This is a genomic window from Nonomuraea candida, from assembly GCF_000725485.1.
In the GTDB taxonomy this organism is placed as follows: Bacteria; Actinomycetota; Actinomycetes; order Streptosporangiales; family Streptosporangiaceae; genus Nonomuraea; species Nonomuraea candida.
The window spans coordinates 1-23,793 of sequence record NZ_JOAG01000003.1 but is presented as its reverse complement, the minus strand read 5'-3'; the positions used below and the strand labels follow the sequence as shown (position 1 = coordinate 23,793).

The following is a 23,793-nucleotide window of genomic DNA, read 5'->3' as shown; positions in this document are numbered from 1 at the left end:
CTGGTGCTGTCTTGACTGGGGCCCTCACTTCGTTCGGTCACTCTCCGGATCATCACGTCGGCGGGGCAGGGCGGCCACGTCGGGCGGGAGCGGCGGGATCCCCGCCGCCAGGCACATGAGGTCGCACCAGGCGGCGACATGGCCGGAGAGATCCTCCTGGGCGGGTGACCATGAAGCCCGCAGCTCGAGCTCGGTCGTGACCGGATCGTCGGCCTTGTTGCCGAACCCCTCGGACACGGCTCTTGTCACGGTACCGCCAGCGGCGGAGTAATCGGCTTGGTGCGCGTCGAGAGCCTCGGTCAGCCAGCTCCACGCGACGGGGCCGAGCAGCGGGTCGGAGGTGATCTCCGGCTCCATGTCGGCCCTGACGTAGGCCACCAGCCGGAACGGGCCTTCCCACCCGCGCTGGCCGTCAGGGTCGTAGAGCAGGATCAGCCTGCCGACCGCGAGCTCGTCGTCGTCGCGGTAGACCGACGCGCCGATCGCGGCCGAGTAGGGGGCCAGCCGCTGGGGCGCGGGCAGGTCCTCGAGCTCGATCTCCGGCCTGACCTCGGACAGCCGCAGGCTCTCCACGGCACGCGTGAACGCGGCGGGCGGCGGTGGCTGGTCACCGAGTGTCATAGCCGAAGCGTAGGTCGAAGACGGTCGGAAGGGGACCACGGGGGTGCTCATCCTTGGTGATCAAGCCGCTGCCGTAACAAGCTGGCGTGCCGGGCGGATGGTCTCGGCGGCGCACAGGCTGATCGCCTGGCCGCAGTCGACGCAGGCCCACTCGGGGCATTGGCCCGGCTCGTGCCCGTCGAGGCAGGGCGGCTGCTCGAACGGCCGCACACCGGCGCAGGACGGGCAGCGCTCATCGCGGCGTTCTGGGGAACTCCACAACGCGGTCATCGCACGAGTCATCGAACCGGGGCCTTTCTTCGGGTCGTGGCTCCGACGTTGGCACGACCCGCTGACAATTCCCCGCAACGCGCTCGGCGTGTCCCGAAAGTGGTCGCTGAATCGGTGCCGCGCGGTGGCTTGGGGAACATTTGGCCCAGTCGAGACCGGCTCTCTGGCCGGGCATGGGGTGTGTTCGACCCGTGTGCGGTGCCGATGCCGAGCAGACCGGTAAACCTTCATCTGGCTATCTGATCATGATTTGGGGTGTCCAATGCATCTTTTTCCGACACCTCGCGGGCGAGTCCGTGACCGCTCGCCGTACATGGCACCCTGGTGGGGTGAACCTCGCCGACTCAGCGTTCCTGCGTGCCTGCCGCCGCCAGCCCGTCCCGCACACCCCTGTCTGGTACATGCGCCAGGCCGGGCGGTCGCTGCCGGAATACCTCAAGGTGCGCGAGGGCGTGCCCATGCTCACGGCGTGCGCGACGCCCGACCTGATCGTCGAGATCACCATGCAGCCGGTCCGCCGCTACGGCGTCGACGCGGCCATCTTCTTCAGCGACATCGTGGTCCCGCTCAAGGCCATCGGCGTCGACCTCGACATCAAGCCCGGCGTCGGCCCCGTCGTGGCCGACCCGATCCGCGACGCCAGGGGGCTCGACGCGCTGCGCCCGCTGGAGCCCGGCGACGTGCCCTACGTCACCGAGGCCATCCGCGCGCTGACCGGCGAGCTGGGCGGCACCCCGCTGATCGGCTTCGCCGGCGCGCCCTTCACGCTCGGCTCCTACCTGATCGAGGGCGGCCCGTCGAAGAACCACGACCGCACCAAGGCCATGATGTACGGCGCCCCCGAGCTGTGGCACGCGCTCATGGAGCGCCTGACCGACATCGTCCTGGCCCACCTGCGCATCCAGATCGACGCGGGCGCCTCGGCGGTGCAGCTCTTCGACTCCTGGGTGGGGGTCGTGGCGCCCGACGACTACCGCGAGTTCATCCTGCCGCACACCCGGCGCATCTTCGAGGGCGTCGCCGACGTGCCGCGCATCCACTTCGGCGTGGGCACCGGAGAGCTGCTCGGGGTGCTCGGCGAGGCCGGCGCCGACGTGGTGGGCGTCGACTGGCGCGTCCCGCTCGACGAGGCCGCCCGCCGGGTGGGGCCGGGCAGGGCGCTGCAGGGCAACCTGGACCCGGCGATCCTGCTGGCGCCGTGGGAGGTCGTCGAGCGCAAGGCCCGCGAGGTGCTGCGCAGGGGCGAGGCGGCCGAGGGTCACGTGTTCAACCTGGGTCACGGCGTCCTGCCCGCGACCGACCCCGACCAGCTCAAGCGCCTCACCGACCTGGTCCACGAGCACACCCCCTGACGCCGCCTCGCTTTTCTCGGGGAGCCCCCACGGGCCCCTGACGCCGCCCCACTTTTGGGGAACCCACGGGCCCCTGACGCCGCCCCACTTTTTGGGGAACCCCCACGGGCTGCGCGCCGTGACGCGTGTCGGAGACCCGCTGCGCTCGCCGTAGCCCACGCACCCCTTCCCGCCGTCCGCCCGTGACCGGCCTCTCGTGCCCGGCCTCTCCCGTATCCGGCTTCTTCCGCGTTCGGCCCGGCCGGGCGGCCTCTCGTGCCGGCCTCGTCAGGTGGCCTCCGGGGCGGCTTCGGCGGGCGGGCCGGGCGGGGTGCCGGTGCCGGTCGGCGTGGACGGGCGCGCGGGGCGGGAGCGGCGTACCAGCCAGACCAGCAGCACGATCAGCGGCAGCGAGACGACCAGCCACGGCAGCAGTGCCCCGACCACGGTCAGCGCCGTCTTCACGAACGCCACCAGCGCCCCCCACCCCGCCTTCAGCCCGCCGAGGAACCCGGCGGGCTCCTCCTCCGGCTCCTCCACCACGGTGACGGGCCCCACCAGCCGCAGCGTCAGCGTGGCCATGGCGGTCTGCGTGGCCAGCTCCTTCTGCTGGGCCTGCAACGACTCCAGGTCCGCCTCCCGCGCGGAGATCTCCCGCTCGACCTGAAGCACCTGCCCGATCGTGTCGGCCCGCTTCAGCAGCGCGCGCAACGACTCCAGCGACTCGCGCGCCGACTTCAGCCGGCTCTCCACGTCGGCCACCCGCAACGTGACGTCCTCGGCGCCCTGCCGCAGCGAGAGCTGCCTGCCCAGCTCCTTGCCCAGCCGGCCCAGCACCTCGGGATACTTCGCGGGCGGGACCTTGAACTCCAGCAGGGCCGAGGACTCGGAGTCGCCCGCGGACTTGCTCTCCTCCTTCGCCAGGTGGCCGCCCGCCTCGGTGACGATCTGCTTGGCCTGCTGGGCGGCCGTGCCCACCTCCTCGGCGCGGACGGTCATGCTCCCGGTGTAGACGACCTGCCGCTCCTGCTGGGTGAGCTCGACCTCCGAGATGACGCCGCCCTGGCTCGCCTGCTGCCGCGCCTCCGGACGCTTCGCGGGGGCGGAGGCGGCCGGCTGCGCCGCCTCGGCCCCGCCGCCCGCGTCATACCGGGACTGCGACTCCACCGCGGGCGTGCCCCCGGACAAATTGGTGAACGTGCCCGAGCCGCCACCGCCGCAGCCGGTGAGGAGCGCGGCCGAGCAGACGGCCGAGAGGACGATGCCGTACCGGATTCTCGTCATGTCCCTATGACGGATCGCGGATCACCCCGGTTTGACCGGGCAAATCACGGTACGGTCACATGGCCCCGGGCGGTTGCCCGAGCCGCTGAGGCGGTAGCGTCAGGAGGCGTGGAAGGGAATCGGGCGCACGTCGTCGTCATCGGCGCGGGGATCTCCGGAATCGCCGCCGCGTGGTACCTCCGCCAGGGCGCGGGCGAGCGGGTCAAGGTGACGGTCCTGGAGGGCTCGTCGCGCATCGGCGGCAAGCTGCACGCCTCGGAGGTGGCCGGGGTGAGCGTCGACGCGGGCGCGGAGGCCATGCTGGCCAGGCGTCCCGAGGGCAAGGAGCTGGCCAAGGCGGTGGGCCTCGGCGACGACCTGGTCTTCCCCGGCGACGCGAGCTCGGCCGTCTACTCCAGGGGAGTGCTGCGCCCCCTGCCCAAGAGCCAGATCATGGGCGTGCCGTCCGACCTGACCGAGCTGGCCAGGTCCGGCATCATCTCGCCCGGCGGCCTGCTGCGCGTCCCGCTCGACCAGATCCTGCCGCCCACCCTCGTGCGCACCGACGTGTCCGTGGCCGCCTACATCCGCGCCCGGATGGGCGGCGAGGTGGTGGACCGGCTGGTCGAGCCGCTGCTCGGCGGCGTCTACGCGGGCCGCGCCGACATGCTCTCGCTGGAGGCCACGATGCCGCGGGTGGCGGCCGTGGCCCGCTCCGAGCGCTCGCTGCTCAGCGCGGCCAGGCACCTGGCGCAGGAGGCGCCGAAGGACGCCGGCCCCGTCTTCACGACGCTGCGGGGCGGCATCGGCGGCCTGCCCGAGGCCGTCGCGAAGGCGTCCGAGGCCGACGTCAGGACCGGCGTCACCGTGCGCGAGCTGCACCGCACCGAGACCGGCTGGCGGCTGGTCGCCGGGCCGGTGCCGCGTCCCGAGACCATCGAGGCCGACGCGGTGATCGTGGCCGTGCCGGGGCCCGCCGCCAGCCGGCTGCTCAAGGCCGAGGCGCCCAAGGCGGCCGCCGAGCTGGCCCGGATCCAGTACGCGAGCATGGCCGTCGTCACGCTCGCCTACCCGCGCGACGCCTTCCCCGAGCCGCCGTCCGCCAGCGGCTACCTGGTGCCGCCCGTGGAGGGGCGGCCGGTCAAGGCCGTCACGTTCAGCTCCGTGAAGTGGCCCCACCTGAGCAAGGAGCTGGTGATCCTGCGCTGCTCCATCGGCCGCGTCGGCGAGGAGCACCTGCTCCAGCGCGAGGACGCCGAGCTGGTGTCGCTGGCCACCGCCGAGATGGCCGACGTGATGGGCGTGCGCGGCCTGCCGGTCGACACCCGGGTCACCCGCTGGGGCGGCGGCCTGCCGCAGTACAACGTGGGCCACCTCGACCGGGTGGCCAGGGTGCGCGCCGCGGTGGCCGTGCAGCCGGGCCTGGCCGTGTGCGGCGCGGCCTACGACGGCATCGGCATCCCGGCCTGCATCGGCACCGCCCGCACGGCGGCCGCCCGGATTCTGGACCACCTGACCAGGCGAGGAGAATGGACACCATGACAGAGGGTGCTGCGCGGCCCAAGGCCCGCGATCTCAACCAGGTGATCCGTTACACCATGTGGTCGGTCTTCCAGGCGACCGAGCCGTGTCCGGGCGACCGCGACGAGCTGGCCTCCGAGGTGCAGGAGCTGCTCGACCAGGTGGCCGGGAAGGACGTCGTGACCAGGGGGGTCTACGACGTCGCCGGGCTGCGGGCCGACGCCGACCTCATGTTCTGGTGGCACGCGCCCACCCCGGAGGACCTCCAGGACGTCTACTCCCGGTTCCGGCGCACCCGGCTGGGCCGCCACACCCGGCCCGTGTGGTCGGCGATGGCCCTGCACCGGCCGGCCGAGTTCAACAAGTCGCACATCCCGGCCTTCCTCGCCGAGGAGGAGCCGCGCGCCTACGTGAGCGTCTACCCGTTCGTGCGCTCCTACGAGTGGTATCTCCTGGAGGACTCCGAGCGCCGCGCCATGCTGGCCGAGCACGGCAGGATGGCCCGCGACTACCCCGACGTGCGGGCCAACACGGTGGCGTGCTTCTCGCTCAACGACTACGAGTGGATGCTGGCGTTCGAGGCCGACGAGCTGCACCGCATCGTCGACCTCATGCGCACGCTGCGCGGCGCCCAGGCCCGCCGCCACACGCGGGTGGAGATCCCGTTCTACACCGGCGCCCGCAAGCCCCTGTCCGAGCTCGTCGCCGCCCTGCCGTAGCCGGTGAGCGCTCCGCCCGGCGGGTCACCCGCCGGGCAGCGGCCGGTCGGCTGGTCGAAGCGCGGGGTCAGAGCCCCGCGCCGCCGGTCGCGTCGATGACGCGGCCGGTCACCCAGCGGGCGTCGTCGGAGGCCAGGAACGCGACGATGTCGGCGATGTCCTCCGGCTCGCCGACCCTGCCGAGCGCGGCGAGTGAGGCGGCGTGGGCCTGGGCGCCGGCGTTGCCGCGCAGCCAGCCCGCGTTGATGTCGGTGTCGACGATGCCGGGCGCCACGGAGTTGGCGGTGATGCCGCGCGGGCCGAGGGTCTTGGCCAGGTTGAGGGTGAAGGTGTCGAGCGCGCCCTTGGTGGCGCCGTAGGCGATCGCGTCGGGCATGGCCAGGCGGGCCGCGCCGCTGGAGATGTTGATGATCCGGCCGTGGTCGCGCATCCGCTTCAGCCCTTCCTGGACGACGAAGAACGGCGCCCGTACGTTCACCGCGAAGACGTGGTCGAACGCGTCCTCGGTGACGGCCGTGATGTCGCCGGGGGAACCGATGCCCGCGTTGTTCACGATGATGTCCACGTGGCCGGCGTGCGCGTCGAAGGCCGTCCACAGGTCGGCGGCGTCGCCATGGCGGCCCAGTTCGCCGTGGACGGCGAAGGCGTTGCCGCCGATGCGGGCGACGACCTCCTTGGCCGCCTCCTCGTCGCGGCCGTAGGCCACCGCGACGGTCGCGCCGTCGCGGCCGAGACGTTCGGCGATCGCCCGGCCGATGCCGCGGCTTCCCCCGGTGACCAGCGCGATCTTGCCCGCAAGTGTGCTCATGACCAGCTCCTTATTTTTTGAGCGATTACTCAAGAAGGGACGGTAGCACACTTTTTTGAGCGAGCACTCTAGAATGTGGTCATGGCGGAGACGGGGACGAGACGGGGACGGCCGCGCGCGTTCGACCGGGACGCGGTGGTCGAGCAGGCCACGCGGTTGTTCTGGGAACGCGGCTACGAGGCCACCTCGGTGGGCGAGCTGACCGAGGTGATGGGCATCCGCCCGGGCAGCCTGTACGCGACGTTCGGCGACAAGAAGTCGCTGTTCAAGGAGGTCGTGGCCGCCTACGGGCGGACGCCGGGGGGCGCGTTCATGGGCCGGGCGCTGGAGGAGGAGACGACCGCGTACGGGGCGTTCTCGCGGATGTTGCGGGAGGCGGCCGAGATCTACGCCGACCCGGCCCATCCGGCGGGCTGCCTGGTGATGTGCGCGGCGGCCAACGTGACCGGCCAGGACGCCGACATCGCCGCCTATCTCAGGGACGTGCGGGAGAAGGGGTTCGAGGTGTTCGTGGCGCGGCTCGAAGCGGCGCGGAAGGACGGGGAGCTGCCCCGCGACTCCGACCCGCGCGCGCTGGCCGCCTACTTCGCGGCCGTGCTGCGCGGCATGTCGGAGCGCGCCAGGGACGGGGCCGACAGCCGCGAGCTCGGCTCGGTCGCCGAGCTGGCCCTCGCCGTCTGGCCCGGCCGGAGGTCCTAGCCCACCTCGGCGGGCACTCGTCCGGGCGCTCGTCCGCGCGCTCCCGGCCGCGCGCTCCCGGCCGCGCGCTCCCGGCCGCGCGCTCCCGGCCGGGGAGCCCCGGCGCGGGCGTCGGGGACCCCCGCGCGCCTGGTGATGGGCCTTCATACCGAAGTTGGCGGTCCAACTGACGTGATCTAGCCCTCTTTGTCACAATCGGGGGATCTCTTGCTCGCCAGGTTGACGAAGGTGGCACGTTCCAGGGTCGCCGGCAAGGGGGAGGAGGCCGGGGTGGAAGAGTCCGGAAGACGGGACCGCCGCCGTCACGCGGCCGGCCACCGCGCCACGGCCCGTCACATCTCCGACGGCCCCACCCCCGACGACGACCTCGCGGGCAGCCCCGCCACGGGGCGTGGGCGTGCCGGCCGGCATGCCCGGCGTCACCCGCGCCGCCGTGCGCGGCGGGCCCGGCTCCCGGGCGGTGCGCGGTGGGTGGCGGGGGTGGTGGCGCTGGCCGGTGGGGTGGTCGTGCTGCTGTCCGCGAACGGCTCGATCGGCGCGCCCGGCGGGCTCATGGGACTCGGGGCGCAGGAGACGCCCCGGACGGGCGCCGGCCCCGCACACCAGCCGGGTGCGGGGCCGGGCTCCGGCACGGCCGGGCCGGCCGGGCCGGACGGGACGACGGGGCCGGGCGGCGCGGTGGCGCTGCCCGGCGGGGGTGACGGGCGGGGCGAGCCGCGGGCGGGCCTCCACGCCGACGCGCAGGTCAGGAGCCGGCAGTCGCAGCGCGCCGAGGCGTCCGGGCCGGTGGACGCCCCCAAGGGCGCGGCCGGGCCGGGGACGGTGGCCGGCACCACGGCTCCCGAGGACGTGCCGGCCGGCGAGCCCGATCCGGAGGACGGCGACGGCCACAAGGCCGACGGCTTCTCGCGGCACACGGATCAGCAGGCGGCGCACTTCTTCCGTACGAACTGGGGCCCCGGCGACAAGGCCCTGAAACGCCTCAGGGATATCCGCACCGTCGGCGGATATTTGCGCATTTACACGGATCTGCCGGAAGACGCGGACAACTCGCACACCGCGATCACCCTCTGCGAACGCGGCCTGGCCTATCTGCGCAGCCGCGGCGTGGCCGAGCCGGTGGTGTTCGTGCAGGCGGAGTTCGGCGGGAACGGCAACCCGGTGCTGGCCAACATCCTCGGCTCGGCCGACCGGAGCTGCAAGGTCACCCATCCGCCCCCGGACTGACCCACGGGCGACCCCGCCGGAGCCGCAAGGGTGACGGGGTTCCGGCGGGGGTCGGGACTCAGCGCACCCGGACCCGTGTCTTCGAGCACACTTCGCACCGTTGCGTAACGATTCGGCCGATGGTCTCGATCGTCACCCACCGGTGGCGAAGATGGACAAAGCGCACGCGCCACTCGTACCCTTCCATGGCGATCGATACGCCCTGTCGCGGCGTGATCACCCCTTGGGTTCGAGACGGAGTGAGATGGAGTTGATGCAGTAGCGGTCGTCCGTCGGCGTCGGGTAACCCTCGCCGTGGAAGACGTGCCCCAGGTGCGAGTCACAGCGGGCGCAGCGCACCTCCGTGCGCACCACGCCGAGGCTGCGGTCCTCGACCAGCACCACCGCGTCGGAGTCGGACGGCTCGAAGAAGCTGGGCCAGCCGCAGTGGGACTCGAACTTCGTGTCCGACCGGAACAACTCGGCGCCGCACGCGCGGCACGAGTAGATGCCCTCGGTCTTGGTGTCGACGTATTCCCCCGTGAACGCGCGCTCGGTCCCGGCCTGCCGCAGGACGTGGAACTCCTCCGGCGACAGCTGGGCCCGCCATTCGGCCTCGCTCTTGACCACCTTGTTCATGCGCCCAGAGTACGAGATCCGCGCAAATGGCAGATCAGGCAAAAAGAGATCTCCAGAGGTGAAGCATCCGTTCTGGGGCGAATTCGCGTCTTTGTAGGCAAGGGGGTGTCATCGCCTCCTGCCAAGGGGTGAGATCGTCCGCAGATCCCGCCAAGCGGCACAGCCCACGCCCGTGCTGGCGCCGCTGGGGATCGGCAGGCCGGCCGGGTGGCGCGCCAGCGCCCGGAACGGCGGCGGACGGTCTTCAGCGGCCCGTCCCGTCGAGCCCTCGGTCCCGCCACCGAGGAGGCTCCGGGGCGGGCCCACCCCGCTTGACGACGGATAGTAGGTTCGGTGGCATGGCATCGCCGTACATAGAGCTCGAGGTGGGAGAGCGGACCGTCAAGGTCACCAATCCCGACAAGGTCTACTTTCCTGAGATCGGCGCCACCAAGCGGGAACTGGTCGAATACTACGTGAGCGTCGGCGAGGGGGCGTTGCGGGCGCTGAAGGACCGTCCCACCAACATCAAGCGCCATCCCGACGGCGTGCAGACCGAGGCGATCTACCAGAAGCGCATGCCGCCCCGGCATCCCGACTGGCTCCAGTCCGTCACCGTGACCTTCCCCAGCGGCCGCACCGCGCAGTCCCTGCGCGTCACCGAGGTGGCGGCCATCGCCTACTGCGCCAACCTCGGCACCATCGACTTCCACCCCTGGCAGGTGCGAGCGGCCGACGTCGAGCATCCCGACGAGCTGCGCATCGACCTCGACCCGCAGCCGGGCCTGGAGTTCGACGCGGCGCGCCGGGCCGCCTTCCTGACCAGGGACGTGCTCGGCGAGCTGGGCATGACCGGCTTCGTGAAGACGTCGGGCAACCGCGGCGTGCACATCGCCGTGCGCATCGAGCCGCGCTGGGACTTCATCCAGGTACGCCACGCCGGCATCGCCCTGGCCAGGGCGGTCGAGGAGCGCGACCCGAGCCTGGTGACCACGGCCTGGTGGAAGGAGGAGCGCGGCGACCGGGTGTTCATCGACTTCAACCAGAACGCCAGAGACCGCACGGTGGCCAGCGCCTACTCCGTCAGGGCCAAGCCGTACGCGCCCGTCTCGACCCCGCTGACCTGGGACGAGCTGGCCGACGCCGACCCGCGCGACTTCGACATCCGCACGGTGCCCGCCCGCTTCGCCAAGGTGGGCGACGTGCACGCGGCCATCGACGAGCGGGCCTACTCGATCGAGCCCCTGCTGGAGCGGTACGCCGAGGACGGCCGGGGCGACATGCCCTACCCGCCCAACTACCCGAAGATGCCCGGGGAGCCCAAGCGCGTCCAGCCGAGCAAGGCCAGGTCCGACACCTGAGCCGAGCCGGGCAGTGGCCCCGTGCGGGAGCCAGGACGCCTCCCGGCCGGCGCCGGAGAGGCGGTGCCGGAGAGGCGGTGCCCGGGAGGCGGTGTCCAAGCGGCGGTGCCCAAGCGGCGCTGTCCAAGCGGCGCTGTCCAAGCGGCGGTGTCCAAGCGGCGGTGCCGGCGTGGGGCGTGCTCAGCGGACGAGGTGGTGCGGCGCCAGTTCGCGCGTCTCGCCCCGGTCCAGGTAGACGACCCGGTCGGCCAGGCCGGCCTGCTCGATGTGATGACGGAAGTCGTCCAGCGGTGAGCTGAAGACGGAGTAGTCGTCGAAGTGCACCGGCACGACCGCGTGCGGGTTGATCAGGTCCACCCAGGCGGCGCCCTGCTCGCCGTCCATGGTCACCAGCAGGGTGCCGAGCAGTTTGGTGCCGCCCAGGTGGACGATGGCCAGGTCGATCTCGGGGAAGCGGCGCGGGATCGCGTCCAGGCGGCGGTCGAGCAGCGTGTCGCCGCTGATGTGCAGGCGCAGCTCCACTCGTTCGTCGCGGTTGCAGAACTCCACCACCGTGCCGATCACCGGCGGCAGCAGCGCCTCGGCGGGGCCGGGCGCGTGCTTGGCGGGCACGGCGGTGATCTTGACGGTCCCGCCCGGGCCGCGCAGCTCGTGCTGCTGCCAGTTCCGCAGGCCCACGCTCCGGCCGAAGCCCTGGCGGCGCAGCCTGCCGGCCGCCGCCGTGGTCGTGACGATCGGCGTGTCCTTGTCCAGGCTCCTGCGCGCCACCCGGTCCCAGTGGTCGCCGTGCATGTGCGACAGCAGCACCGCGTCCAGCGGCGGCAGGTCCTCGATCTCCACGGCCGGGTCGGCGAGGCGGCGCGAGGACAGGCCGTACCCCAGGTACGCCCGCTGCCCCCGGTGCAGGAAGTTGGGATCCGTCAGCAGCGTGAAGCCGTTGTAGCGGATCAGCGTGGTGGCGTTCCCGATGAACTGCAGGCTTCCCCTCACGTCATATCACCCCGGATGTTGCGGTCGCTGGGCCGGAGGCACCCCGCCTCCCTTGCCGCCGCCCTTGCGTCCCTTGTCCGTGCCGTGCGGACGGCCGGCGCGCCTGGACCCGCTCTTCGTCTCGGGGACGGCGTTGGCGGACTTGGACTCGGTGGCGGACTTGCCTGATCGGCGAAGTTCCGGCTGTTGTGGATTGCTCATGGCTTTTGTCCCCCTTTGTGGGGTATCTCCTGCCACGGCGGACGACCGTCAAACCCTCCGTATCCGGCCGGTTTCACTTCGATCACATTACTTGACTCGGGGTCCAATAATTCGCCAGGCTCTCTTGTGCATCGGGGGGCGGACAACCGAGTCTGGAGCCTTCTCATGGCAAGAGCGCGACGTCTCGCAGCGGCTGGAGCGGTCACCGCCTTCGTGGTGGCGGGAGTGAGCCTCACGGCCGCCCTCGGCGGCCCGGCGGCGGCCGACCCCGGCTCCCGGGTGCCCGGCACGGCCGCCACCTGCCTCCTCCCGCTGCCGCTCCTGTGCGACGACCCCTCAGGCGCCCCCGCGGACCCCGGCGACTCCGACGGCTCCTGGTCGGGCGACGCCGAGCCCCACGACTCCTGGTCGAGCGCGCCGGACGAGTCCGACTCCTGGTCCGGTACGCCCGGCGACTCCTGGTCCGGCACGCCCGGCGGCGGGTCCGGGCCGAGCGTGCCGCGGACCGATGAGTCCTGGTCGAACGCCCCCGTACCGCGGGAATCCTGGCCGCAGACGGACGTGCCGGAACACCCGTGGCGACCGGCGGGGGAGAAGGAGCACCGGGTGCCCGTGGGGCACCCGGAGACGGGCGGCGGCGCGCTCGCCGGCGAGCCGGTGTGGCCGTTCGCCGTGGGCGGGGCCGCGCTGCTGACCGGAGCGGGACTGGCCGGCTTCGCGGTACGCCGCCGCAATGCCTCCTAGCCCACCCTCGCGGCCGGGGCAGCGGGTGGTCGTGGGCGGGGCGGTGGTCGTGTCGCTGGCCGGGGTGCTGCTGATCGGGCTGGGCATCGGCGGCGTGCTGGACGGCGGCACGGGCGGCGGCACGGGCGGCGGCGGGACGGATCCCGCGCCGGCCGCGGCGCGGCAGTCGCGCGCCCCGCTCAAGGACCTGCCCAAAGACCTGCCGCTGGCCAAGGGCGCCGGGGTGGCCGAGCCCATGAAGGCCGCCCGCCCCACCGCCGTCTACATCCCCTCCATCGGCGTGGCCGCGCCGCTGATGGAGCTGGGCCTGGACGCGAAGGGCGCGATCCAGAACCCGCCGTTCGACCCGCCGAACCTGGCCGGCTGGTACCGCTACGGCCCCGTCCCCGGGCAACGCGGCGCCGCCGTGATCACCGGCCACCTCGACACCCGGACGGGCCCGGCCGTCTTCGCCCGGCTCAAGGACGTCAGGCGCGGCGACCAGGTGCAGGTGCTGCGCGCCGACCGCTCGGTGGCCGTCTTCGTCGTCGACCGGGTCGAGCACACCCCGAAGCGCGCCTTCCCGGCGAAGAAGGTCTACGCCAAGCTCAGATATCCGGCGCTGCGCCTGGTGACCTGCGGCGGCGCGTTCGACCGGCGGACGCACAGCTACGAGCGGAACACCATCGTGTACGCCCACCTCGCGGCCCCGTACTATCCCGGCCGTTGAATCACGGGGCCGGTCCGGGCGGCCGGAAAATGGCTGGCGGGCGGCGGGAGCGTCCCGTTATTCTCGCTCACGTCCGTTGTCCGGAACGTCTGGGGCAGGCCATGCCCGTCAAGGAGGGGGATTTATGCCCGGCGTCAGCGCCCTGTGCGCCTCATCGTGTCGCAGGCGGATCCTGCCCTTGAACCGGCATCACCTCATGTGAGAGACCGCCTGCCGCGCGACGGCATGCCCACGAGGCGCGCCAGGGCTTCCTTGCTTCCTGAGTTTCACCATTCCGGCAAGGAGTACCGACGTTGTCCGCCAACGGCAAATCCCGCTCGATCGCGAGCACAGAGACGTTCGCCTGCGTACGCTGCGGCCTGACCGTCACCGCGCACGCCCCCGACGGCGTACGCCGCAACCACTGCCCGAGCTGCCTGCACTCGCTGCACCTGCTCGACGAGTGCAGGTCACGGATGATCCCCATCTCGATCGCCGTCCTGCGCACGGGGGAGTGGATGCTCATTCACCGCTGCACCCGGTGCGGCGAGCTGACGTCGAACCCCATCTGCGGGGACGACAACCAGCTCATCCTCATGCGCATGGCCGTGCGGCCGCTGGCGCAGCCGCCGTTCCCTCTTGAGGCGTTCGGTGATCTGTGACATGCCCAGGAGGAACCCCGGCCGCGAACGGCCGCAACGACCGAAGAAGGTGCATACCGCCGGTCCCGGCGACGCGTTCCGCTGCGTCGGGTGCCGGATGGACGTGCCGATGATCGCGCCCGGCACCGCGCACCGCAACCACTGCCCGCACTGCCTCACGAGCCTGCACGTCGACCACCGGATTCCCGGGGACCGGCGGGCGGGCTGCCGGGGCCGGATGGCGGCGCTGAGCGTCACCGTCCGGCATGACGGGGAGTGGCTGATCATCCACAGCTGCCAGGCATGCGGAGGCCTCAGCGCCAACCGCATCGCGGGTGACGACAACGCGCTGGCGCTGCTCCGCATCGCCATCCGCCCGCTGTCCGACTCCCGCCTGCCGGTCAGCGCCCTGCTGGCCCTGTGATTCCCGCCTCCGCCGGGACCGCCCGAGAACGGCGGCCCCGGCGGAGGCGCCCGGGGCGAGAGCGGCGGCCCGGGGGATGTCAGTCGCCGAAGTCGAGGTGGAGGGCCCGGGTGAAGTCGGCGATGGCCTCCTCGTGCCGGTCCAGCTCCTGCAGGATCTCCCCGCGCACCCGGAACGCCCAGACGTACTCGGGGTCCAGCTCGATGGCCGCGTCCAGGTCCTTCAGCGCCGCCTCGTTGTCGCCCAGCTCGCTCAGCACCGCGCCCCGGCTCCCGAGCGCGCGGTCGTTGCCGGGGTCCAGCTCCAGCGCCCGGTTCAGGTCGGCGAGCGCCTCCTCGTAGCGGTCGGCCATGCGCAGCGCCTCGCCCCGCCGGCTCAGCGCCCGCACGTAGTCCGGGTCGGCCTCCAGGGCCTTGGCGTAGTCGTCGATCGCCTCGGCGTACAGCCTCATGCGCTGGTACAGGTCGCCTCTGGCCACCCACGAGTACGCCAGGCTCTCGTCCAGCTCGATGATCTTGGTGTGCTCCGCCAGGGCCTCGTCCAGCCGGCCCAGGTCCACCAGCGCGTCCGCCTTCGCCTCCAGGATCCACAGGGAGTCGGGGGACAGGGTGAGCGCGTGCTCGAAGTCGTCCATGGCCTCCTCGAGGCGGCCCAGCGCGGCGTAGGTCTGGCCGCGCGAGCCGAGGGCGTAGGCGCTGTCCGGCTCCAGGCGCAGGGCCTCGCCGAAGTCCTCCAGCGCGGCCTCGTACCGCTCGATGACGCGGTGGCTCTCGCCGCGCAGCCGCCAGGCGCGGGCGTTCTCCGGCGCCAGCGCGATCGACTCCGTCAGATCCGCGATCGCGGCGTCGTGGCGCGACAGGGCGATGTACGATTCGGCCCGGCTGCGCAGCACCGAGGCCCGTGACTGCGCCGCCGCGTCGGACAGCCCGGAAAGGTCCTTGATCCCCTCGCTCATGAGGGGTAAATCTATCCAACTAGATCTGGATAACGGCTGCCTTTTCACGGGTGTACTCAAGGACCGAATCGTGGCCGTACCCGCTGTCCTTGACCCCGCCGAACGGCAGCCCCGGCGGCATCTGGCGGAAGGTGTTCACCCACACCGTGCCGCTGCGCAGGTCCCGCACGAGGCGGTGCGCCCGCCCCAGGTCGCGCGTCCACACCCCGGCCGCCAGCCCGTACGGGGAGTCGTTCGCGATCGCCACCGCCTCCTCCTCGGTCGAGAACGGGATGGCCACCGCCACCGGCCCGAAGATTTCCTCCTGGCACACGCGCAGCGCGTTGTCCTCCGTCGTGTAGAGCGTGGGCGCCACCCAGTAGCCGCCGGGCAGCGCGGGCACCACGTCCGCCCCGGTCCGGCCGCCGAAGACGAGCCTGGCGCCCTCCTTCTCGGCCAGCTCCAGATACGACGTGACGCGCTCGTACTGCCCGGCCGACACGATCGGCCCCATCGTGGTCGCCAGGTCCAGCGGATCCCCCAGCACCAGCCCGGCGCAGGCCCGCTCGATGCGCCCGAGCATCTCCTCCCAGATCGAGCGGTGGACGAGGATGCGTGAGCCGGCCACGCACACCTGCCCGGCATTGCCCGTGTAGACGGAGTTCACGGTGACGCCGGCGGTGGCGGCGTCCAGGTCGGCGTCGGGGAAGACGATGTTGGGCGACTTGCCGCCCAGCTCGAACGTCATCGGCTTCAGCGCGTCGGCCGAGGCCCGGGTGATGGCCCGGCCGGTGGCGGTGGAGCCGGTGAGGCTGATCTTGGCGACGCCGCGGTGCCGGACGAGCGCGTCCCCGATCTCCTCGCCCGGGCCGCTGACGATGTTGAGCACGCCGGGCGGGAACACCTCGGCCAGCAGCTCGCCCAGCCGCAGCACGGACGCGCTCGCCTGCTCGGCCGGCTTGACGATCACCGTGTTCCCCGCCGCCAGCGCGTACGCGGCCTTGGCCGAGAAGGTCGAGATGGGGGAGTTCCACGGGATGATGCAGACCGCCACCCCGTACGGCTCCCGCCGGGTCAGCCCGAGCGTGTCGGGCCCCAGCACCACGGTGTCGCCCCTGACCGCGTCGAGGCACTGACCGGCGGCCAGCTGCCACAGATGGGCCATGCCCGGCAGGTCCCGCTTCAGCGTGTCGCGCAGGATCCTGCCGTTGTCGCGGGTCTCCAGCCTGGCCAGCTCCTCGGCGTGCCGGCCGAACACCTCCGACACCTTGCGCAGGTAGTGGGCCCTGGCCGCGGCGGGCAGCGCGGCCCAGCCGGGGAAGGCGCGGGCCGCCGCGGCCACGGCGGCGTCGGCGTCGGCGGGGCCGCCGGCCGGGATCTCGGCCCAGGGCTCGCCCGTGGCCGGGTTGACCGTCTCCATCGTGCGCGCGCAGGCGACCAGCTCGCCGCCGATGAGGTTGCGGAACTCAGGCATGCGACCAAGCATATGCTTGGTCAAGGCGCCCGGCCAGTGATCGGCCTGGCGCCGCCAAAGATCACGTAAAGTGCCCGAAGCCGGGCGCATGGCCGCGATCAGCCGGGGCAAGAGCCCCCGAAAAGGGTGGTGGCGATGGCGCGCAGATTGTTCGGCCGGCTGGCGTACGGCTCACGTTACGACCGCGTCCCGTGGGGACAGCGGGTCTATGTCCGTCCAGGGGAGCGGCTCGTCCGCGAGGCGCAGTGGCGCCTGCTGATCAGGCGGTCGCCGATCATGTCGCTCGCCGACTACCAGCGGCTGCGGCCGCTGGGCGAGATCGAGGAGTTCCTGAGCTGCATGATGTGCGGGGAGTCCCGCCAGCAGCCCCTGTACGAGCCGACCGGCGGCAACGGCTGGCGCTACCACGTCGTGCGCTGCCCCTCCTGCGGCTTCCTCTACCGCAACCCGAACGTCCGCCCCGAGCGCCTCGGCGACCTCTACGCCACCGGCTACAGCACCTTCCTGACCGGCAAATACGCCGCCAACCGGCAACGCCGCTACGAGCTGACCATGCGCGCCTTCTCGCCGGTGTTCGACGAGGGCAAGGAGCGCCGGCTGCTCGACTTCGGCTCCGGCGTCGGGCTCTTCCTGGAGCTGGCCGAGCAGCGCGGCTTCGACGCCTGCGGGGTGGACCTGTCGCCGGAGTCGGTGGCCCAGGCCAACGAGCGGCTCAGCCGGGCCCGCACCTACTTCGGCTCGCCCGAGGACGTGCCCGAGATCGCCGCCGGCGGCTTCGACGTGATCACCCTGTGGTCGGTGCTGGCGCACCTGCCCAGGCCGCTGGAGGACTTCCAGCGGTTCCGCTCCCTGCTGGCGCCCGGCGGGGTGCTGCTCATCCTGACCGTGAACGCCCGCTCGCTGCTGCTGAAGGCGTACGGCTCCAAGTGGAGCGGCTTCACCAAGAACCACCTGATGTTCTACTCCTCCGAGACCGTGCCCACGCTGCTGCGCCGCACCGGCTTCGCGGGGGTGGCCTTCGCGCCGCACTACGGGGACACGATCGAGGCCGGCACCACCAACCTGCCCGCCGACCTGGCCCGCCGGCTGCGCCGCAACGTGAAGCTGAGCGACGGCGGCAACATGATGCGGGTGCTGGCCTTCGCCGACGAGGAGGCGATCGGCCGCTGGGGCGGCGGCCCCCTCACGGTCCACCGCCTCAACCCCTGACCACCTGGCTCGGACCCTGTCGCCTGGCCTGGGCCCTGTCGCCTGGCCCGGGCCCGGCCGCCTCGGCCCGGCCTGGGCCGAGCCTTGCCCGGCCGCTCTAAGATCGGGAGTATGCAGCTCGCCCCCGGTGTCCACACCGTCATCACCGACCGTCACGGAGGGGTCAGCGCCCCGCCCTACGGCTCGCGCAACCTCGGCGGCCTGGTCGGCGACGACCCGGCGAACGTCCGGGCCAACCGCGAGGGGCTCAGGGCCGAGCTGGGCGTGCGGGCCGTGGTGTTCATGCGCCAGGTCCACAGCGCCGACGTCGCCTACGTGAGCGAGCCGTTCGGCGACGACCCGCCCGAGCTCGACGGCGTGTTCACCACCGAGCCCGGCCTGGCGCTGGCCTCGCTCGGCGCCGACTGCCCCGCCGTGCTGGTGGCCGACCCGGTGGCCAGGATGGTCGGCGCGGCCCACTCCGGCCGCCCCGGCACCGAGGCGGGCATCGCCACGGCCCTGGTCGAGGCCATGGCGGGCAAGGGGGCCGAGCCCGGCCGGATGGTGGCGCTGATCGGCCCGGGCGCGTGCGGCCGCTGCTACGAGGTGCCCGCCGACCTGCGGGCGCGGGTGGCCGCGAAGGTGCCGGCGACGTGGTCCACGACGTCGTGGCAGACCCCCGCGCTGGACCTGCGTGCCGGGATCGAGGCCCAGCTCAGGGCGGCGGGCGTGGCCGACGTGCGCCACGACGCCCGCTGCACGATCGAGTCGCAGGAGCTCTACTCCCACCGCAGGGAGCAGCCCGGCGGCCGGTTCGCCGGGCTCATCTGGCTGTCCTAGCCCTTGCCCCGGTTGTTGTTGAACAGCACGTTCACGATGATGATGCAGATCCAGACCGGGATCACGTAGGACATCCGGTTGCCCGTCAGCACGAGAACGAGGGTGGCGAGGGTGCCCAGCGACAGCGAGACGATCGCCAGCGCCAGCCGCTGCCCGTCGGCCGTCGTGCTCTGCCGGGCCGGCGCCTGCGGGGCGGCCTTGGCCAGCCGCTCGTCCACCCGCCGGTCGATCTCCTGGCCCATCTTGTCGAGAAACGACTCCACCACGGCGTCCTCGAAGTCGGGCCCGAGATCACGCCGTGCGGCCACGGCCGCCTTTAACTCATCCCCTGTGCTCATATATCGAGATATAACGGGATCTCGGGCTAGCGGGCAAGGATGTCGTCAAGGTTGTAACTAACCGGACGCTCCAACTGCTCATAAGTGCACGATTCGGGGGTGCGGTCAGGGCGCCACCGCCGGAAGTGCGCCGTGTGCCGGAACCGGTCGCCCTCCATCTGGTCGTAGGCCACCTCCATCACCAGCTCCGGCCTGAGCGGGATGAACGACAGGTCCTTCTTGGCGTTCCACCGCGACACCGCGCCCGGCACCCGCTGCCCGCCCGTCGCGGGCCCGGCGGCCGGCTGCCCGAGGTTGGCCTGCGCCTGCTCGGCCCAGTGTCCCCACGGATGCTCGCTCAGCTCCGCGAGGTAGGGCCTGAGCTCCTCGACCAGCTCCGCCCTGCGCTTCATCGGGAACGAGGCCGCCACGCCCACGTGGTGCAGCCGCCCGTCGTCGCCGTAGAGGCCGAGCAGCAGCGAGCCCACGATCGGCCCCGACTTGTGCTCGCGGTAGCCGCACACCACCACGTCGGCGGTGCGCTCGTGCTTGACCTTGAACATCGTGCGCTTGTCCGGGATGTACGGCTGGTCGCCCGGCTTGACGATGATCCCGTCGAGCCCGGCCCCCTCGAACATCTCGAACCACTCGCCCGCCTGCTCGTAGTTGGTGGTGACCGGGGTCAGCCGGATGGAGCCGCCCTTCTCGCCGAACAACCCCACCAGCCGCGCCCGCCGCTCGGAGAACGGCACCTCCATGAGCGACTCGTCACCCAGCGCCAGCAGGTCGAACGCGACGAACTGGGCCGGCGTGCGCTCGGCCAGCAGCGCCACCCGCGACTTGGCCGGATGGATGCGCTGCTGCAACGCGTCGAAGTCGAGCTGCGAGCCCATCGGCAGCACGATCTCGCCGTCGACCACGCACCTTTCGGGCAGCTCCCTCCTGACCGCCTCGACCAGCTCGGGGAAGTAGCGGGTGAACGGCCGTTCGTTGCGGCTGCCGAGGTAGACCTCGTCGCCGTCGCGGAAGACGATGCACCGGAACCCGTCCCACTTCGGCTCGTAGTAGAGCGTGCCGTCCTGCTTCGGCATGGTCTTGACCGGCTTGGCCAGCATCGGCGGCACCGGCGGCCGCACCGGCAGGTTGGGCACCGGCTCGGGCTCTTCGTCACCCCCGGCCCCCGCCACCGGCTCCGTCAGCTCAGTCGGTTCGGTCATGCCTGTGCCCCCTCGTCCGCTCGCGAGCTCCTCGTGTATTTGCAGAAGAGCACGCCGTCCTCCTCCAGCACCTGGCTGAGATCCAGCCTGACCTGCGCGGGCTCGCCGTTCTGGATGCGCGCCGCGCCGCCCCCGACCAGGAGCGGGCTGATCGACAGGCACAGCTCGTCGACCACGTCGCAGGCCGAGAGCTGGGCGTTGATCCGGGGGCCGCCCTCGCACAGCACCCTGGTCAGCCCCCGTTTGTGCAGCTCGGCCACGGCCTGCCGCATGTCCACCCGCTCCTCGCCGGCCACGATCAGGTCGGACCGCCGGGCCGCCTCCTTGCGCCGCTCGTGGGGCGCGGCCTCGCAGGTGATCACGATCGTCCTGCTGGGCGCGTCGGTGAACAGCTCGCCGTCGAAGTCGAGGGCGAGGCTGCGGCTGATCACGGCGATGGGCGGCACCTCGGGACGGCCCTGGCGCACCTCCGCCCACGCCTCGCGCGGCGGGACCGGGCCGTAGCCCTCCTTGCGCACGGTCGCGGCGCCCGCGACGATCACGTCGGCCAGCCCGCGCAGGGTCTGGAAGACGCGTTTGTCGCCCGTGCTCGACAGCGGCCCCGACCGCCCCTTGAGCCAGGCCGCGCCGTCGACGCTGGCGACCATGTTGAGCCGCAGCCACGGCCGGTCCTCGGGGTAGGCGTAGGCCTGCACGATGTCCGGATTGTCCTGTATGTCGGGATAGATGCGCCGCACTCCTCTACCTTGGCACACCGCACCGACATTCATCCGACGGGGGTTTTCCGGCGGGATACCGCTTTTCCCTATTGCCCGGACGTATCGGCGATTCTCCGCTTAACGTGACGATAGGGATAGGGGCTGAGGGGGAGGGGGGCGGGCCATGGGCCTGGTCACCGCCGTGGCGTGGACGATCGCCGCGCTCGCCGGGGTCTACCTGCTGTCGTTCTGGGTGGCGAACGGCGGCCTGCGCCGCGCCAAGGTCACCCGCTTCCCCGCCACCCTGGTCGTCGCCCATCCGGCGCTGGCGGTCTCGGCGCTGGTGCTCTGGGCGGCCGGGCTGATCACGGGCAGCCGGGCGCTGGTGTGGGCGGCGTTCGCGGGGCTGGCCGCGGCGGCGCTGCTGGGGTTCGCGATGCTCACCCGCTGGCTGGGCGCGGGCCGGCACACGACGGCGGGACGCGGCTTCCCCGCGCTCGCGGTGGCGCTGCACGGCCTGGCCGGGGTGACGGTCTTCACGCTGGTGTTCCTCGCGGCCAGCGCGACCCGCGTCTTCTGACCCGGCTCCGGCCCGGCAGGCTCATCGGCCCGGGGACGATCGTCCAGGGCTTCGCCTTCCAGGGCTGACGTTCAGACCTTCGCCTGCCGGGGCTGTTCGTCCAGGGCTTCGCCTGCCGGGGCTGTTCGTTCAAACCTTTGCCTGCCGGGGCTGGCGCAGCACCTGCAGCGAGCGCGCCGTGACGGCCACCAGGTCGCCCGCCTGCCACCCGTCGTCCGCGAACGCCTCCTCCACCGTGTCGTGGTTGGTGTCGAGCACGGGCAGCCACCGCGTGCCGAACTCCGGGCCCGGCAGCGTGAACGGCAGGCTCTCGTGGTGGGCGTTGATCAGCAGCAGGAACGAGTCGTCCACGATCCGCTCGCCTCGGGGCCCCGGCTCGGTGATCGCCTCGCCGTTCAGGTAGACCATCAGCGACTTGGCGTAGCCGATGTGCCAGTCGCCCGCCGTCATCTCCTGCCCGCCGGGCGTCAGCCAGACCAGGTCCCGCTTGCCGTTGTCGGGGTGGCGGCCGTGGAAGAAGCGGCGGCGCTGGAAGACCGGGTGCTCGCGGCGCAGCTTGGACAGCGCGCGGACGAAGTCGAGCAGGTCGGACTCGGCGTGCACCAGCGACCAGTCCACCCAGGCCAGCTCGTTGTCCTGGCAGTAGGCGTTGTTGTTGCCCCGCTGGGTGCGGCCGATCTCGTCGCCGTGGGAGAGCATCGGCACGCCCTGCGACAGGAACAGCGTGGCCAGGAAGTTGCGGCGCTGGCGGCGGCGCAGCGTGACGATCTGGGGGTCCTCGACCGGGCCCTCGGCGCCGCAGTTCCAGGAGCGGTTGTCGTTGGTGCCGTCGCGGTTGTCCTCGCCGTTGGCCTCGTTGTGCTTGTGGTCGTAGGAGACCAGGTCGGTCAGCGTGAACCCGTCGTGGCAGGTGACGAAGTTGATCGAGGCGACGGGGCGGCGGCCGGAGGATTCGTACAGGTCGGCGGAGCCGGTCAGGCGGGAGGCGAACTCCGGCAGGGCCGAATGGGTGCCTCTCCAGAAATCGCGCACGATGTCGCGATATTTGCCGTTCCACTCCGTCCACAAAGGCGGGAAATTCCCGACCTGGTAGCCGCCCGGCCCCACGTCCCACGGCTCGGCGATCAGCTTGACCTGCGAGATCACCGGGTCCTGCTGGATCAGGTCGAAGAACGCGCTCAGCCGGTCGACGTCGTGCAGCTCCCTGGCCAGCGCCGAGGCCAGGTCGAAGCGGAACCCGTCGACGTGCATCTCCAGCACCCAGTAGCGCAGGGAGTCCATGATGAGCTGCAGCGCGTGCGGGGAGCGCACGTTGAGGGAGTTGCCGCAGCCGGTGTAGTCGAGGTAGTAGCGCCGGTCGCCGTCGTGCAGGCGGTAGTAGGCGACGTTGTCGATCCCCCTGAAGCCCAGCGTCGGCCCCATGTGGTCGCCCTCGGCCGTGTGGTTGTAGACCACGTCGAGGATGACCTCGATGCCCGCCTCGTGCAGCGCCCGCACCATGGCCTTGAACTCCAGCACCTGCTGCCCCCGGGTGCCCGACCCGGAGTAGCGCCCGTGGGGCGCCAGGTAGGCCATGGTGTTGTAGCCCCAGTAGTTGGTCAGCCCCCGGGCCACCAGGAAGTGCTCGGGCATGTAGTGGTGCACCGGCATCAGCTCGACCGCCGTCACCCCGAGCGACAGCAGGTGCTCGATGATCGCCGGATGACCCACGCCGGCGTAGGTGCCGCGCAGGTCGGGGGGCACGTCGGGGTGGCGCATCGTCAGCCCGCGCACGTGCGCCTCGTAGATCACCGTCTGGTGGTACGGGGTGCGCGGCGGCCGGTCGTTGCCCCACTCGAAGAACGGGTTGATCACCACGTTCTTCGGCATGTAGGGCGCGCTGTCCTCGGTGTTGCGCCGGCTGGGATCGGTGAAGTAGTAGGGGAACAGCGCCTGGTTCCAGGTCAGCTCCCCGTCGATGGCCTTGGCGTAGGGGTCGAGCAGCAGCTTGGCCGGGTTGCACCGGTGACCCTGCGAGGGCTCGTAGGGGCCGTGCACGCGATAGCCGTAGCGCTGCCCCGGCTGGATGCCCGGGAGATATCCATGCCAGACGAACCCGTCGACCTCGGGCAGGTCGACGCGTTCCTCGGAGCCGTCATCGTGGAAAAGGCACAGCTCGACCCGCTCGGCGACCTCGGAGAACACCGAAAAACTGGTGCCAACGCCGTCCCAGGTGCCGCCGAGTGGATAGGGCTCGCCCGGCCAGACCTCACGCATGTGACTTGATTGTCGCACGCGAAAGCGCTCTTGGTCTTCCAATGGCCCGATCGCTTCCGGTGCGAGGCGGCACGAGGGCTAGAGCCAATGCCGGGAAGTTAAGGGCTTTGGGCTGCTGTCAACTGGTGTTCGGTGAGGACGTCGATGGTGGTGCTCGCGCGGTGGTTGGTGCGGTCGACTTGTC

General features: G+C 71.9%; 24 protein-coding genes. 13 read left to right on the top strand and 11 right to left on the bottom strand.

Annotation, left to right across the window (positions count from 1 at the left end; genetic code table 11):
- Positions 1-24: 24 nt before the first annotated feature.
- Complete coding sequence (locus IO39_RS00125; protein WP_043613880.1) at positions 25-621, bottom strand: DUF3000 domain-containing protein; 597 nt, start codon at positions 619-621, stop codon at positions 25-27.
- Between the two features lie 599 nt (positions 622-1,220).
- Between IO39_RS00125 and hemE the strand changes: the two genes are divergently transcribed.
- Complete coding sequence (hemE, locus tag IO39_RS00115) at positions 1,221-2,243, top strand: uroporphyrinogen decarboxylase (protein ID WP_043613874.1); 1,023 nt, start codon at positions 1,221-1,223, stop codon at positions 2,241-2,243.
- Between the two features lie 267 nt (positions 2,244-2,510).
- Here the strand turns inward: hemE and IO39_RS00110 are convergent, their stop codons facing one another.
- Positions 2,511-3,506 (bottom strand): DUF4349 domain-containing protein, encoded by a 996-nt coding sequence (locus IO39_RS00110; RefSeq protein ID WP_052422276.1) that lies wholly within the window; start codon positions 3,504-3,506, stop codon positions 2,511-2,513.
- Positions 3,507-3,614: 108 nt separating this feature from the next.
- Here IO39_RS00110 and hemG point away from each other — a divergent pair, with 108 nt between their 5' ends.
- Positions 3,615-5,027 carry a protoporphyrinogen oxidase gene (gene hemG / locus IO39_RS00105; protein WP_043613871.1) on the top strand — a complete coding sequence of 471 codons (1,413 nt, stop codon included), beginning with the start codon at positions 3,615-3,617 and terminating at the stop codon, positions 5,025-5,027.
- On the top strand, positions 5,024-5,725 hold the full coding sequence (hemQ, locus tag IO39_RS00100) for a hydrogen peroxide-dependent heme synthase (protein WP_439331462.1): 702 nt from the start codon (positions 5,024-5,026) through the stop codon (positions 5,723-5,725). The genes hemG and hemQ overlap by 4 nt, the downstream gene beginning before the upstream one ends.
- Positions 5,726-5,792: 67 nt before the next feature.
- On the opposite strand, the gene IO39_RS00095 is transcribed toward hemQ, so the two are convergent.
- A complete protein-coding gene (locus IO39_RS00095) occupies positions 5,793-6,533 on the bottom strand; it encodes an SDR family oxidoreductase (RefSeq protein WP_043613864.1) in 741 nt (246 codons plus the stop codon).
- Between the two features lie 81 nt (positions 6,534-6,614).
- On the opposite strand from IO39_RS00095, the gene IO39_RS00090 reads away from it, so the two are divergent.
- Positions 6,615-7,232 carry a TetR/AcrR family transcriptional regulator gene (locus tag IO39_RS00090; RefSeq protein ID WP_052422324.1) on the top strand — a complete coding sequence of 206 codons (618 nt, stop codon included), beginning with the start codon at positions 6,615-6,617 and terminating at the stop codon, positions 7,230-7,232.
- Between the two features lie 228 nt (positions 7,233-7,460).
- Positions 7,461-8,459: a hypothetical protein gene (locus tag IO39_RS50090; protein WP_157547741.1), complete on the top strand. Its 999-nt coding sequence runs from the start codon at positions 7,461-7,463 to the stop codon at positions 8,457-8,459.
- Positions 8,460-8,675: 216 nt separating this feature from the next.
- Here IO39_RS50090 and msrB read toward each other — a convergent pair whose 3' ends face one another.
- Positions 8,676-9,077, bottom strand: a complete 402-nt coding sequence (gene msrB, locus IO39_RS00080; protein WP_043613858.1) for a peptide-methionine (R)-S-oxide reductase MsrB — start codon at positions 9,075-9,077, stop codon at positions 8,676-8,678.
- Positions 9,078-9,415: 338 nt separating this feature from the next.
- Between msrB and ligD the strand changes: the two genes are divergently transcribed.
- On the top strand, positions 9,416-10,417 hold the full coding sequence (gene ligD / locus IO39_RS00075) for a non-homologous end-joining DNA ligase (RefSeq protein ID WP_043613856.1): 1,002 nt from the start codon (positions 9,416-9,418) through the stop codon (positions 10,415-10,417).
- Positions 10,418-10,597: 180 nt separating this feature from the next.
- On the opposite strand, the gene IO39_RS00070 is transcribed toward ligD, so the two are convergent.
- The gene (locus IO39_RS00070; RefSeq protein ID WP_043613853.1) at positions 10,598-11,407 is read right to left on the bottom strand and encodes an MBL fold metallo-hydrolase; all 810 of its coding nucleotides are present in this window, start codon (positions 11,405-11,407) and stop codon (positions 10,598-10,600) included.
- 366 nt (positions 11,408-11,773) lie between these two features.
- Between IO39_RS00070 and IO39_RS00065 the strand changes: the two genes are divergently transcribed.
- The 4 genes from IO39_RS00065 (at position 11,774) to IO39_RS00050 (ending at position 14,105) form a co-directional block, all read left to right on the top strand.
- On the top strand, positions 11,774-12,352 hold the full coding sequence (locus tag IO39_RS00065) for a hypothetical protein (protein ID WP_157547740.1): 579 nt from the start codon (positions 11,774-11,776) through the stop codon (positions 12,350-12,352).
- A complete protein-coding gene (locus IO39_RS00060) occupies positions 12,342-13,061 on the top strand; it encodes a class F sortase (RefSeq protein ID WP_084772011.1) in 720 nt (239 codons plus the stop codon). The genes IO39_RS00065 and IO39_RS00060 overlap by 11 nt, the downstream gene beginning before the upstream one ends.
- 293 nt (positions 13,062-13,354) lie before the next feature.
- Positions 13,355-13,702 (top strand): RNHCP domain-containing protein, encoded by a 348-nt coding sequence (locus tag IO39_RS00055; protein WP_043613848.1) that lies wholly within the window; start codon positions 13,355-13,357, stop codon positions 13,700-13,702.
- A gap of 1 nt (position 13,703) precedes the next feature.
- Positions 13,704-14,105 (top strand): RNHCP domain-containing protein, encoded by a 402-nt coding sequence (locus IO39_RS00050; RefSeq protein WP_043613844.1) that lies wholly within the window; start codon positions 13,704-13,706, stop codon positions 14,103-14,105.
- Between the two features lie 79 nt (positions 14,106-14,184).
- On the opposite strand, the gene IO39_RS00045 is transcribed toward IO39_RS00050, so the two are convergent.
- Positions 14,185-15,060 carry a tetratricopeptide repeat protein gene (locus IO39_RS00045; protein ID WP_052422273.1) on the bottom strand — a complete coding sequence of 292 codons (876 nt, stop codon included), beginning with the start codon at positions 15,058-15,060 and terminating at the stop codon, positions 14,185-14,187.
- A 19-nt stretch (positions 15,061-15,079) separates the two neighbouring features.
- Positions 15,080-16,513, bottom strand: coding sequence for an aldehyde dehydrogenase family protein (locus tag IO39_RS00040; RefSeq protein ID WP_211266846.1), 1,434 nt, complete (start codon positions 16,511-16,513; stop codon positions 15,080-15,082).
- Between the two features lie 135 nt (positions 16,514-16,648).
- On the opposite strand from IO39_RS00040, the gene IO39_RS50085 reads away from it, so the two are divergent.
- Both IO39_RS50085 and pgeF read left to right on the top strand, forming a co-directional pair.
- Positions 16,649-17,722, top strand: coding sequence for a class I SAM-dependent methyltransferase (locus IO39_RS50085; protein WP_157547739.1), 1,074 nt, complete (start codon positions 16,649-16,651; stop codon positions 17,720-17,722).
- A 111-nt stretch (positions 17,723-17,833) separates the two neighbouring features.
- A complete protein-coding gene (gene pgeF, locus IO39_RS00030; RefSeq protein ID WP_043613837.1) occupies positions 17,834-18,541 on the top strand; it encodes a peptidoglycan editing factor PgeF in 708 nt (235 codons plus the stop codon).
- Here the strand turns inward: pgeF and IO39_RS00025 are convergent.
- Genes IO39_RS00025 through IO39_RS00015 form a run of 3 tightly spaced genes read right to left on the bottom strand, consistent with a single transcriptional unit; the run spans position 18,538 to position 20,812 of the window.
- Positions 18,538-18,849 (bottom strand): hypothetical protein, encoded by a 312-nt coding sequence (locus IO39_RS00025; RefSeq protein WP_245641737.1) that lies wholly within the window; start codon positions 18,847-18,849, stop codon positions 18,538-18,540. The genes pgeF and IO39_RS00025 overlap by 4 nt on opposite strands.
- Before the next feature lie 56 nt (positions 18,850-18,905).
- Positions 18,906-20,075 (bottom strand): ATP-dependent DNA ligase, encoded by a 1,170-nt coding sequence (locus IO39_RS00020; protein ID WP_084772009.1) that lies wholly within the window; start codon positions 20,073-20,075, stop codon positions 18,906-18,908.
- A complete protein-coding gene (locus IO39_RS00015; RefSeq protein ID WP_043613831.1) occupies positions 20,072-20,812 on the bottom strand; it encodes a pyrimidine reductase family protein in 741 nt (246 codons plus the stop codon). The genes IO39_RS00020 and IO39_RS00015 overlap by 4 nt, the downstream gene beginning before the upstream one ends.
- Before the next feature lie 145 nt (positions 20,813-20,957).
- Between IO39_RS00015 and IO39_RS00010 the strand changes: the two genes are divergently transcribed.
- Positions 20,958-21,353, top strand: a complete 396-nt coding sequence (locus tag IO39_RS00010) for a hypothetical protein (RefSeq protein WP_043613828.1) — start codon at positions 20,958-20,960, stop codon at positions 21,351-21,353.
- A gap of 129 nt (positions 21,354-21,482) precedes the next feature.
- Here IO39_RS00010 and glgX read toward each other — a convergent pair whose 3' ends face one another.
- The gene (gene glgX, locus IO39_RS00005; RefSeq protein WP_043613826.1) at positions 21,483-23,609 is read right to left on the bottom strand and encodes a glycogen debranching protein GlgX; all 2,127 of its coding nucleotides are present in this window, start codon (positions 23,607-23,609) and stop codon (positions 21,483-21,485) included.
- Positions 23,610-23,793: the final 184 nt, after the last annotated feature.